General features: G+C 32.5%; 10 protein-coding genes, 3 tRNA genes and 3 rRNA genes (1 of these 16 running past the window's edge). 3 read left to right on the forward strand and 13 right to left on the reverse strand.

Going from position 1 to position 11,657, the window contains the following annotated elements:
- Positions 1-2: 2 nt before the first annotated feature.
- The 6 genes from ACQZHJ_RS16565 to ACQZHJ_RS16590 form a co-directional block, all read right to left on the reverse strand.
- Positions 3-926 carry a DNA polymerase III subunit delta' gene (locus ACQZHJ_RS16565; protein ID WP_430486595.1) on the reverse strand — a complete coding sequence of 308 codons (924 nt, stop codon included), beginning with the start codon at positions 924-926 and terminating at the stop codon, positions 3-5.
- Between the two features lie 22 nt (positions 927-948).
- Entirely contained in the window at positions 949-1,278 is a 330-nt protein-coding gene (locus ACQZHJ_RS16570) for a cyclic-di-AMP receptor (RefSeq protein WP_430486596.1), read from the reverse strand.
- A gap of 135 nt (positions 1,279-1,413) precedes the next feature.
- Positions 1,414-1,569 (reverse strand): hypothetical protein, encoded by a 156-nt coding sequence (locus ACQZHJ_RS16575; protein ID WP_430486597.1) that lies wholly within the window; start codon positions 1,567-1,569, stop codon positions 1,414-1,416.
- A gap of 21 nt (positions 1,570-1,590) precedes the next feature.
- Entirely contained in the window at positions 1,591-2,181 is a 591-nt protein-coding gene (locus ACQZHJ_RS16580; protein ID WP_430486598.1) for a guanylate kinase, read from the reverse strand.
- A 234-nt stretch (positions 2,182-2,415) separates the two neighbouring features.
- Positions 2,416-3,840: an aminotransferase class I/II-fold pyridoxal phosphate-dependent enzyme gene (locus tag ACQZHJ_RS16585; RefSeq protein ID WP_430486599.1), complete on the reverse strand. Its 1,425-nt coding sequence runs from the start codon at positions 3,838-3,840 to the stop codon at positions 2,416-2,418.
- 17 nt (positions 3,841-3,857) lie between these two features.
- Positions 3,858-4,034, reverse strand: coding sequence for a sigma factor G inhibitor Gin (locus ACQZHJ_RS16590; RefSeq protein ID WP_430486600.1), 177 nt, complete (start codon positions 4,032-4,034; stop codon positions 3,858-3,860).
- 155 nt (positions 4,035-4,189) lie between these two features.
- On the opposite strand from ACQZHJ_RS16590, the gene ACQZHJ_RS16595 reads away from it, so the two are divergent.
- A complete protein-coding gene (locus tag ACQZHJ_RS16595) occupies positions 4,190-5,359 on the forward strand; it encodes a M20 family peptidase (RefSeq protein ID WP_430486601.1) in 1,170 nt (389 codons plus the stop codon).
- A gap of 37 nt (positions 5,360-5,396) precedes the next feature.
- On the opposite strand, the gene ACQZHJ_RS16600 is transcribed toward ACQZHJ_RS16595, so the two are convergent.
- Positions 5,397-5,894, reverse strand: coding sequence for a hypothetical protein (locus tag ACQZHJ_RS16600; RefSeq protein ID WP_430486602.1), 498 nt, complete (start codon positions 5,892-5,894; stop codon positions 5,397-5,399).
- Positions 5,895-6,172: 278 nt separating this feature from the next.
- Between ACQZHJ_RS16600 and ACQZHJ_RS16605 the strand changes: the two genes are divergently transcribed.
- A complete protein-coding gene (locus tag ACQZHJ_RS16605; RefSeq protein ID WP_430486603.1) occupies positions 6,173-7,117 on the forward strand; it encodes a magnesium transporter CorA family protein in 945 nt (314 codons plus the stop codon).
- Between the two features lie 90 nt (positions 7,118-7,207).
- Positions 7,208-8,086 (forward strand): S66 peptidase family protein, encoded by an 879-nt coding sequence (locus ACQZHJ_RS16610; RefSeq protein WP_430486604.1) that lies wholly within the window; start codon positions 7,208-7,210, stop codon positions 8,084-8,086.
- 124 nt (positions 8,087-8,210) lie between these two features.
- Here ACQZHJ_RS16610 and ACQZHJ_RS16615 read toward each other — a convergent pair.
- The 6 genes from ACQZHJ_RS16615 to ACQZHJ_RS16640 form a co-directional block, all read right to left on the reverse strand.
- Positions 8,211-8,285 (reverse strand) — tRNA-Cys (locus ACQZHJ_RS16615).
- 5 nt (positions 8,286-8,290) lie between these two features.
- Positions 8,291-8,366, reverse strand: a tRNA-Phe gene (locus ACQZHJ_RS16620).
- A 642-nt stretch (positions 8,367-9,008) separates the two neighbouring features.
- Positions 9,009-9,126, reverse strand: a 5S ribosomal RNA gene (gene rrf / locus ACQZHJ_RS16625).
- A 2-nt stretch (positions 9,127-9,128) separates the two neighbouring features.
- Positions 9,129-9,203: transfer RNA gene (locus ACQZHJ_RS16630), tRNA-Asn, on the reverse strand.
- Between the two features lie 7 nt (positions 9,204-9,210).
- A 5S ribosomal RNA gene (gene rrf, locus ACQZHJ_RS16635) occupies positions 9,211-9,328 on the reverse strand.
- Positions 9,329-9,378: 50 nt separating this feature from the next.
- Positions 9,379-11,657, reverse strand: a 23S ribosomal RNA gene (locus tag ACQZHJ_RS16640); it runs 626 nt beyond the window's last position.

Consider the following 11,657-nt stretch of genomic DNA (forward strand, 5'->3'; position numbering starts at 1 on the left):
CTTTATTCCTCCAATATACTAATCAACATGCTATCCAGTGTTAACCATAGATTAGTATTACTCTTTAAATTATTTCTGGCCTCATTAACTACTTTTATTATTCTATTTAATTTATTATAAGATAAATTACTTGCAATTTCTCTTATATCCTCTATTTTATCTCCATTGATAATGGACAAGTTATTTTCTATTTCTTTAAATACAATTGAATCTCTTGCAAAAATAGTTATAGTCTCTAAAACTTCACGCTCATTCCCTTTCATGCTGTAAAATTTATCTGCATATTTAATAGGTACATCAATCTTTCCATTACCTATATCTTTTAGCATTTCTATAACTGTATTTCTAATATCCTTAAAAATTTCATCACTCATAAACTTATCTACTCTTCCAGGTATCCCTTCACTGAAAGATATTAGAGTTCTATTTAATTCTGAATCAATATTACTATACTTATCTTCTATATATAAATTTATTTCATCTCTACTTAGAGGTGCTAATCTATGTATCTGACATCTTGATCTTATAGTCTCTAATATTGAATCAATATCTTTACTTAAAATTATTATGAAAATCCCTGTTAGTGGTTCTTCTATTGTTTTTAATAAAGCGTTCTGTGCTGCCACAGTAAGCTTTTCTCCATCATGGATTATGATTACTTTTCTATCACCTTCATAAGGCTTTTTATTAGCCTCAGATATAATACTTCTAACTAAGTCTACACCGAAAGATGCTTTCTCCGACTTATAATGAACAATATCTACATGCTCATTTTGAGGTGGTATTCCTAAAATCTTATATGAAAATTCTTTAGCTAAAAGACTTTTCCCTATTCCATCCTCACCTATAATTAAATGAGCATGGGAAAGTGCATTTTTGCTTACACTCTTATTAAATCTATCTCTAATTTTATTGTGACCTATCATTTCTGCACTTTCCTTTCTTACTTTAAATCTTCACAAATTTATCTACATCAACAACGAATATAGTAGCCCCACCTACTTGAACTTCCATTGGATATGGAATATATACTCCTGCTGGTTCTGAAACTGTTGTTGGAGCACTAACAACTCCTTTTCTAGTTTCACATATATTCTTTATTATTTTTATTACGTCATCAACCTTCTCTTTTTGAACTCCAGCTAAAAGCGTAGTGTTTCCTGATTTTAAGAATCCACCCGTTGTAGCTAATTTTGTTACGCTATAACCTTTTTCATTTAACGCATCTACTAAATCTAAAGCATCATCATCTTGAACTATAGATATCACTAATTTCATAGTACGCCCTCCTTACTCTCTACCCTAAATTTCAAAAATATATTTTAGATAATTATATCATTAATTATTATACTTAACCAAATCTTATAAGCAGTTTAAGTTAATAAGCTTCATAATTAACCCTTTATTAAAAAGTTACTTTATCTTTTTTATTCCAATTCCAGAAATAATAACTCCAATTATAGCAAAAACTTTACTTACCATATCTGAATTATCCATTGAAACAGCTAAATATATTGCTATTAAGATTATTAAAAATCCTAATAAAGTTAACTTTAAAGCATCCTTCATTCTCTCCACCCCCACATATTACTACTTTGAATATTTTCTAATGTCTTCTACAATATCTTCTATACACTTTTCTAGTTCATAATTATCATAATACTTAGTTATCTTATTTGCTTCTAAATTTTCTTTACTAAAGTCTTCACTATCAGCCAAAAATCTTCTACACATCTCATTATAGTTAGGTTCCTTCTGCTCTTTTTCTCTTATTAAAGCTCTTTCTAACCTAACTCCATCATCTAGATTTATATATAGTGGAAATAGTTTCTCATCTCCAAAATATTTTCTAAACTCTGAGTATGCCTCTAAAGTTACAATAACTATATAATTATTATTTTCTAAATCTATCTGTCCATCATCTATTGTTGAATAATACCAATCTCCGTGAACAGTATTATAAACTCTACATTCAATTATTTTTCCTTCATCTTTAAAAGTATCCAACTGCTCTTTATTTATAAAAAAATATTCAACTCCATCAGTCTCATTATTTCTTTTAGGACGAGTTGTATATGTAACTATAGTTTTCAGATCTAATCCTTCTATTCTATTTATTTCTTTTAAGATAGTATCCTTACCAGAACCACTCTTACCAATTACGCAAAATATCTTACCCATAATTACTCCAATCTATATAAACTAATTAATTTATCTAAAGTACAACAAAATTATTATAACAAATTTTCATATATAAAAGTTGATATAAACTAACTCTATGCAGTTTGTTGAAAATATAATAAAAACTTCTTATTTTTAAAATATATTAATATATATTAAAATCCGTATTAATTTAAAATAGTATCTAATATAAATAAGAAATCCAATTAGTAAATTCTAATTGGATTTTAATCTCTATTTAACTACTTTTATTTTATTATCCTTTATTCCTATTATATCTACACCATTTTTCATATACTCTTTTAAAAGCTTTATGTGTTTTTCCTCTATTACTTCACCAGTAATAAGCATAGGAACTCCTGGTGGATATGGAACTATATTTTCAGCTACAATTTTATTTAAAGTTTTATCTATTTCAATTCTTTCATACTCTTTATATAAGACTTCAAATGGTTCTAACTCTTTTTTAGGCAAATCTGTCAAGTAAAAGTCAACTTCTTCATCCTCTAAACATTTAGTATTACATTCTTTTAAAGCTTTTGCTAAAACATCAAAGTCATTTTTAGTATTAAAAGGTGATGGTATTAAAACCACGTTTTTATTGTCGCTCATCTCACATTGAATTTTCTTTTCTCTTAAATAGTCTAAAAGTTTATTTCCATTTAAGTTTTCTTTTAAGTTTATAACAACTCTGCTTTCATCTATTTTAATATCATTAATTTTAATGTTTTTTTCTAATCCATTTAATAATAGAGTTTTGTCTAAAATTTTAAGATATGGTATATCTTTTATCTCTTCTTTAAAATCCTCTATTATTTTTTCTAAGCTTTTATAAGCCTCTTCAGCATAAACCTCTAAGAAGTTTCTTGAGTAATCTAGGCTCATCATAAACATATATGAAGGACTTGTACTCATAAATATATTTTTATAAAACTCAACTTCCTCTATAAATTTTTCATCATTAACATGCAACCATGCTGTTTGAGTTAAGCTTGGTAAAGTTTTATGAGCACTCATTATAACTATATCAGCACCAAGTTCTTGTACACTTTTCGGTAAGCATTTGCTAAATCCAAAATGCGCTCCATGTGCTGAATCTATTCCTATCTTAAGCTTAGCATTTTTAGCTATTTCTATAGTTTTTTCTATATTAACTCCAACACCATAGTAATTTGGATAAGTTAATACAATTCCTTTTACATCTTTATTTTTACTTATTTGCTTTTCTAAATGATTTAAATCTATTCCTACTGGTGCTTTAAGATTTGAATGAAATATATTGTTTATGAAAATAGGCTTTAACTTTCTCATTATTATTCCATTCATTATACTCTTATGACAGTTTCTTTCTACAAGAATTTTATCTCCTTCTTTAAATAAAGAAAATATCATTATTAAGTTTCCGCATGTACTTCCATTTACTAAAAAATAGCTTCTTTTACTTTTATACAACTCAGTAAGCTTATCCTCAGCTTCTTTTATTATTCCTTCTGGATGCTGAAGGTTGTCTAATCCATCAACTTCAGTTAAATCTCCATTTATAAGAATCTCTTTTATATCTTTAAAACCTCTTCCCATTTTATGACCAGGCATTGAGAAAGGTATTATTTCTTCTTTTAAGTACTCTGATATTCCGTTTATTATAGGAATATTTTTCAACGCTATCCTCTCCTCTTTTATCCTAATTTTTTCTTGTAAACTTCTTCTTTTAATCTATTTTTATAGAATTCATAAAAATCACTATTAATATCACAACTTATAGCTTTTTTTTCACACTCTGTGCATATAAGTTTACCACGTATCATTATACCACAGCCTTCTTTTCCACAAATTATACAAATTGATTTACTCATAGATAACACTCCTTAAAATTCTTGTTTTCTATATTTCTTTCCAAATAGTAGCTTTCTATACATACTATGCTAAAAAAATATTTAAGTAAATAAAAATAAATATTTTTCTTATTGTAGCACAAACTAAAGCTATAAAAATTTAGGAGGTTTTTTCGATGAGACAAGAAGTTATTTCTTATTTATCTACAGAAAAGCAAGACTTATATAATCTTTGCAAATTTCTGCATGATAATCCAGAAGAAAGTTATAAAGAATATGACGCTTGTAAATATATAAGTAATTTCCTAAGAGAAAGAGATTTTACTGTCTTTGAAAGATTCTTAGACTTAGATACTGCTTTCTATGCTGAAAAAGGAAATGGTTACCCTAAAATATGCTTTTTATGCGAATATGATGCCATAAAATCTAAAGGAGGGCATATTACAGGTCATAATTTACTTACAACTATTTCTGTTACAAGTGCTTTAGGACTTAGTAAAGTTATAGAAAAGTCTGGTGGAACTGTAATTTTAATAGGATGTCCTGGAGAATATCTTGGTGGAACTAAAGCCACATTTGTTAGACAAGGTGTATTCGATGATATAGATGTAGTTTTAACTGTTCATCCTGATCTTGTTACCTCTGAAAGTGGTACTTCTAAAGCTATTATTCCTCTTAAAGTAACTTTTAAAGGTAATGATGGATTAAGCTTTTTAGATTTTGACAGCTTTACCTCCCTTGATGGTATAATGCTTACTTTTAATATAATAAACTCTTTATCTAAAGGACTTTGTAATAAAGCAAGTATAAACTCAATATTATCTCAGGGTGGTGTTACTCCACTTCTAAGACCAACAGAATCAGAAGGTAAACTATACATAAGGGCTCAAAATACCGAAATAGCTAAATGCATAGAACAAAAAATAAGAAATATTGTTTGCTGTGTTGCTGACTCTATGAATTTAGAGGCCTCTGTATGTCTTTACGAACCACCGAGTGAGGAACTTTTATCAAACCAAATATTAAATAGATTATATACTCACAACTTAAAAGAGAATGGAATAATAAATATAGGAAAACCTCGTGATATAAATGCTGGTCTTTCTCTAGGAGCAGTAAGTCATAAGGTTCCATGTATTCATCCATATGTCAATATAATAGATAATGTAAATATAGAATATGGAACTAAGGCATTTGCAGATGCTACAATAACAGAATTTGCTCAAGATAAAGCACTTTCAGCTTCATATGCCTTAATATCAACAGCTTTAGATTTAATAGAAAGTGATTTCCTATTATCAGAAATAAAAGAAACATTTAATCTTTCTAAAGAAAAACCATATTAAAAAAGAGAGTCTTTCGACTCTCTTTTCTTTATAAAAATTAACATGCTAAGTTTTTTTCTAATTTATTTACAAGTTCTTTACTTGGCTTAAAATAGAATTTGTAATATTTATCTTCTTTTTTATAAATACAACAATAATGTCCTGTCATATCTAATAAACTACAAACATATTTCTTACAAGATGATGTTTTAAATTCTTTTGCCTTTTTAGAATTATCTTTTCCTAAATAAACAATATTATTTATCTTAACATTTTCTAATGTTTCTTGCTCATTACCTTTCATTTTGTGAATCATTAATTGATTTGCTACAATAGAATATCTATAGCTTGTCTTACATTTTCTATATTCTCTAAAAAATATAACTAATGTTAATAATAAAAATATTGGATCAGTTATGATTTCCGCATTAAAAGAATCAAACTTAATGTTTCCAATAACATTAGATAAACTAATAATTAGACTTAGAGCAATGATACTAATGACTATAGCCACATCTCTTCTTTTTGTAATTACTTCCTTGTGCATAGTGCCCATTTTAAAAATCCCCCGACTTTTAATATTATAAACAAATCACATTATACTAATTTTCATAGATTAAATCTACCAGCATAAAGTCAAAATTCTATTAATTTTATTCTTAATTCATCATATTTTAAGTTTATGCTAAACCTATTGCTTGTACCTCTCTTTTTCTAAAAGTTACTTGATTATATATTAATTAATTAATTAATATATTTCTCTTGATTTTATTCTTAATAACTTGTTTAATGGTAATTGAACACAAAATAACTCACTACTTTGGGAGGGGTAAAATGATTCAAATATATAAATCTTTAAATGAAACAGATGGAACTTTAAAGAAAATTGACTCCCTTGAACCAGGTTGTTGGATTAATATAATAGCACCTTCACAAGAAGAATTACTTCTTATTGCAAAGAAAACTGGAGTGCCAATAGATTTTCTAAGAGCACCTCTAGATGATGAAGAAACATCTCGTATAGATATAGAAGGTGATGTTATATTAATAATAGTCGATATTCCTTTTACAGAAATGGAGGATAACTCTTTAACATATGATACTTACCCACTAGCAATAATACATACAAAAAATGAATTGATAACTGTATGTCTAAAAAATAGTAAAGTTCTAACAGACTTTACCTCAAATAAGGTAAGAAATTTTTATTCATTTAAGAAATCAAGATTTATTCTACAAATTCTAAATAGAGTTTCCACTTACTATCTTTTATATCTAAGACAAATAGATAAAAAAAGTATAATGATAGAGAAGCGTCTTCATAAATCAATGAAAAATAGAGAGTTAGTTCAACTACATTCTCTGAGTAAATCTCTGGTTTATTTCTCAACTTCATTAAAATCAAATGAAATAACCCTAGAAAAAATGCTTAAACTAGATGTTATTCAAAGATATGAAGAAGATAAGGATGTTTTAGAGGATGTTATAATCGAAAATAAGCAGGCAATAGAGATGACTGATATATACAGTAATATATTAGGAAGCACAATGGATTTCTTTGCATCTGTAATTTCTAATAACTTAAATATAGTTATGAAGGTATTAGCCTCAGTTACAATACTAATGTCTGTCCTAACTGTAATATCAGGTATATACGGAATGAACTTTGCCTATATGCCACTACTAAATCATCCATATGGATTCTATATAGTTATGACATTCTCAATAGCACTTTGTGCATTTATAGCATTCATATTATATAAAAAAGATATGTTTTAGTTTTTTAGTAAACATAGAAAAATAAGCGCATATAATGAACTGTAAACTAAGGAGAGCAAATTTGCTCTCTATTTTTTTAGGAGGAAATTTATGAAGCTTCAAAAAATAAAATTAGGAGATACTATCGGTGTAATTGCACCAGCTAGCGGTGATAAAAATGATGTAATAAACTATAATATATCGTCATTTAAAAATCTAGGATTTAAAATTAAAGAAGGAAAAAATCTAAGAAAGAAGCAAGAATATCTTTCAGCTCCAGATAAGGAAAGAGCAAAAGACTTAATGGAAATGTTTGAAGATAAAGATGTAAAGGCTATAATATCATATAGAGGTGGATATGGTTGTATAAAAATGATGCCTTACTTAGACTTCAACATAATAAAGAAAAACCCTAAAATACTTTGTGGATTTAGTGATCTCACAGTACTATTAAATAGCATTTCTCAAAAAACAGGATTAACGACATTTCATGGTCCAATGATAAATTCAAAAATAACCTCAGATAAATCAACAGAAGAAAGTTTACTATCAATGTTAACAGATGATAGTAATTTAATAGATATATCCACCAATGAATTCAAAATAATAAACCCAGCACCCTTTAGAGCTTCTCTATGCGGCGGAAACCTTACTATGCTTTGTAGTTCTATAGGAACTCCATATGAAATAAGCACCAAAAATAAGGTACTAATGCTAGAAGATATAAATGAAGAAAACTATGCTATAGATAGAGCTTTAATGCAATTAAAACTATCTAAGAAATTAGATTCATGTAAAGGCTTTTTAATTGGTCATTTTACACCTTATAATCCTAAAACTCTAGAAACTATTCTTTCAATATTAACACCTTATAATAAACCTATTATTATAGGAGTCCCTTTCGGACATGATTATCCTAATCTAACACTGCCTATAGGCGGTTCCTTTATATTTGATCCATCAAAAGAAAGTATTAAAATAAAATATTAAAATAAAAAAAGTGGATTTATCAATGATAAATCCACTTAATCTTTAGTGTTTGGAATAAAATTTAGTGTGTATATGTAAATTTGCTACAAAGCAAAAACCTCAGTATATATACTGAGGTTTTTTATGGAGGCGCCACCCGGATTTGAACCGGGGAATAAAGGTTTTGCAGACCTCTGCCTTACCACTTGGCTATAGCGCCATAACTGGTGGCTCGAGCAGGAATCGAACCAGCGACACGAGGATTTTCAGTCCTCTGCTCTACCGACTGAGCTATCGAGCCTTACCACCTAAAGAACAAATGCTCTTCACAAGTATTAATTATATAGATATATGGATATTCTGTCAATACATTTTTTAAAAATTTTATATCTTTTTTTATAAAAATATATTTATTCGATTAATATCTACTAAAAAATACAATTTGGATTAAATAAAAACTCGATTTATATTTAAATAATTAATTTGATTTAATAAAGTAATTCTTATTAAACCAAAATACTAACTCTTTTAAATTTCTAACTCAATCTAAATATATAATTTATTTTATTCACTAAATAAAGATTTGTTACACATGTTAATGTATTTTTATAAAAAAAGTTTAATAACACTTTTATGATCTTTATTTAAACAATAAGTTTTATATTTATTAGTAGCTATCATTTTGAAAGGTTATTTACTATAAATATACTTTAAAAGATTAATTTAATAATTATTAGAATTTCATTATTTATTCTGTGTATAAAACAATCCTAAAAGTTATCCACAAATGAACCATTAATTATTTTCACAATAAATCCTGTGGATAAATTTCAAAAATAAAATATCCACAGAAAAATATAAACTTTTAAATATTTATTTTCCTGTGGATATTTATAATTAAACAAAATAAAAAAGCTTGAATATAAAATTCAAGCTTTATCTTACCCAGCGACCATCTACTCTCCCACACAGTCTCCCGTGCAGTACCATCGACCGTAAAAGGCTTAACCGTCGTGTTCGGAATGGGAACGGGTGTTACCCTAAAACGCATCATCACTAGATTTGGCTCCTCGAAGAGGACTCGAACCTCCAGCCTATCGGTTAACAGCCGAGTGCTCCACCATTGAGCTATCGAGGAATATTAGACCTGGCGACCACCTACTCTCCCACACAGTCTCCCGTGCAGTACCATTGGCTTCTAAAGGCTTAACCGTCGTGTTCGGAATGGAAACGGGTGTTACCCTAAAGAACATCATCACCAGATGATTTAGAAAGATTGTTCTTTCAAAATTGCACATAATTAATACTATAATTTGGTCAAGCCCTCGATCTATTAGTATCGGTCAGCTGAACATGTTACCATGCTTACACCCCCGACCTATCAACCTTGTGTTCTTCAAGGGATCTTACTAGCTTACGCTATGGGAAATCTCATCTTGAGGTTGGCTTCACGCTTAGATGCTTTCAGCGTTTATCCATTCCCGACTTAGCTACCCAGCTGTGCTCCTGGCGGAACAACTGGTACACCAGAGGTCAGTCCATCCCGGTCCTCTCGTACTAAGGACAGCTCCTCTCAAATTTCCTACGCCCGCGACGGATAGGGACCGAACTGTCTCACGACGTTCTGAACCCAGCTCGCGTGCCGCTTTAATGGGCGAACAGCCCAACCCTTGGGACCTACTTCAGCCCCAGGATGCGACGAGCCGACATCGAGGTGCCAAACCTCCCCGTCGATGTGGACTCTTGGGGGAGATCAGCCTGTTATCCCCGAGGTAGCTTTTATCCGTTGAGCGATGGCCCTCCCACGAGGTACCACCGGATCACTAAGCCCGACTTTCGTCCCTGCTCCACTTGTGGGTGTCGCAGTCAGGCTCCCTTCTGCCTTTGCACTCTTCGAACGATTTCCGACCGTTCTGAGGGAACCTTTGGGCGCCTCCGTTACTTTTTAGGAGGCGACCGCCCCAGTCAAACTGCCCACCTAACAATGTCCTGTGACCAGATTCATGGCCGCCAGTTAGAATTTCAGTACTGTCAGGGTGGTATCCCAAGGATGACTCCACTAAGGCTGACGCCCTAGTTTCCTAGTCTCCCACCTATCCTGTACAGACAATACCAAAACTCAATGCTAAGCTACAGTAAAGCTCTACGGGGTCTTTCCGTCCAATCGCGGGTAGCGAGCATCTTCACTCGCACTACAACTTCGCCGGATTTACAGTTGAGACAGTGCCCAAGTCATTACGCCATTCGTGCGGGTCAGAACTTACCTGACAAGGAATTTCGCTACCTTAGGACCGTTATAGTTACGGCCGCCGTTTACTGGGGCTTAAGTTCATACCTTCGCTTGCGCTAAGTATTCCCCTTAACCTTCCAGCACCGGGCAGGCGTCAGCCCCTATACATCAGCTTACGCTTTAGCAGAGACCTGTGTTTTTGCTAAACAGTTGCTTGGGCCTATTCTCTGCGGCCTACTCTCGTAGGCACCCCTTCTCGCGAACTTACGGGGTCAATTTGCCGAGTTCCTTAACTGTAATTCTTCCGCCGGCCTTAGGATTCTCTCCTCACCTACCTGTGTCGGTTTGCGGTACGGGCACTACTTCTCTCTCTAGACGCTTTTCTTGGCAGCGTGGAATCATGTACTTCGGTTCCGTGGAACCTTCCCCATCACACCTCAGCATTATGAAAGCGGATTTGCCTACTTTCACTGCCTAAGTGCTTAGACTAGCATCCAATAGCTAGCACACACTATCCTCCTGCGTCACGCCATCGATAATAACGATGGTAGTGGTACTGGAATATCAACCAGTTGTCCATCACCTACGCCTTTCGGCCTCGGCTTAGGTCCCGACTAACCCTCAGCGGACGAACCTTCCTGAGGAAACCTTAGGTTTTCGGCCTGTGGGATTCTCACCCACATCTCGCTACTGATGCCAACATTCTCACTCGTAATCAGTCCACCGCTCCTTACGGTACGACTTCAGCCCGATTACGACGCTCTCCTACCGCTTGAATTAAATTCAAGCCCGTAGCTTCGGTGGTAAGTTTAGCCCCGTTACATTTTCGGCGCAAGATCTCTCGACTAGTGAGCTATTACGCACTCTTTTAATGAGTGGCTGCTTCTAAGCCAACATCCTAGTTGTCTTAGAAATCTCACATCCTTTCCCACTTAACTTACACTTTGGGACCTTAGCTGACGATCTGGGCTGTTTCCCTTTTGACTACGGATCTTATCATTCGCAGTCTGACTGCCGAGCTCATAGTATGTGGCATTCGGAGTTTGATAAGGTTCGGTAAGCGCTATGCCCCCTAGCCCATTCAGTGCTCTACCTCCACTACTCATACTCGACGCTAGCCCTAAAGCTATTTCGGAGAGAACCAGCTATCTCCGGGTTCGATTGGAATTTCTCCGCTATCCACAGCTCATCCCATGCTTTTTCAACAGCAACGTGGTTCGGTCCTCCACGAGGTTTTACCCTCGCTTCAACCTGGCCATGGATAGGTCACCCGGTTTCGGGTCTACGGCATGCAACTAGTCGCCCTATTCAGACTCGGTTTCCCTTCGGCTCCGTACCTTAAGTACTTAACCTTGCTACATA

This window comes from Clostridium sp. B9, from assembly GCF_050509515.1.
Lineage (GTDB): Bacteria > Bacillota > Clostridia > Clostridiales > Clostridiaceae > Sarcina.

Excerpts from the sequence above, each read along its gene's own strand:
- ACQZHJ_RS16610 (WP_430486604.1), top strand. The coding sequence starts at position 7,208 with ATGAAGCTTCAAAAAATAAAATTAGGAGATACTATCGGTGTAATTGCA.
- ACQZHJ_RS16570 (WP_430486596.1), bottom strand. The coding sequence starts at position 1,278 with ATGAAATTAGTGATATCTATAGTTCAAGATGATGATGCTTTAGATTTA.
- ACQZHJ_RS16580 (WP_430486598.1), bottom strand. The coding sequence starts at position 2,181 with ATGGGTAAGATATTTTGCGTAATTGGTAAGAGTGGTTCTGGTAAGGAT.
- ACQZHJ_RS16565 (WP_430486595.1), bottom strand. The coding sequence starts at position 926 with ATGATAGGTCACAATAAAATTAGAGATAGATTTAATAAGAGTGTAAGC.
- ACQZHJ_RS16590 (WP_430486600.1), bottom strand. The coding sequence starts at position 4,034 with ATGAGTAAATCAATTTGTATAATTTGTGGAAAAGAAGGCTGTGGTATA.
- ACQZHJ_RS16605 (WP_430486603.1), top strand. The coding sequence starts at position 6,173 with ATGATTCAAATATATAAATCTTTAAATGAAACAGATGGAACTTTAAAG.
- ACQZHJ_RS16575 (WP_430486597.1), bottom strand. The coding sequence starts at position 1,569 with ATGAAGGATGCTTTAAAGTTAACTTTATTAGGATTTTTAATAATCTTA.
- ACQZHJ_RS16595 (WP_430486601.1), top strand. The coding sequence starts at position 4,190 with ATGAGACAAGAAGTTATTTCTTATTTATCTACAGAAAAGCAAGACTTA.
- ACQZHJ_RS16600 (WP_430486602.1), bottom strand. The coding sequence starts at position 5,894 with ATGGGCACTATGCACAAGGAAGTAATTACAAAAAGAAGAGATGTGGCT.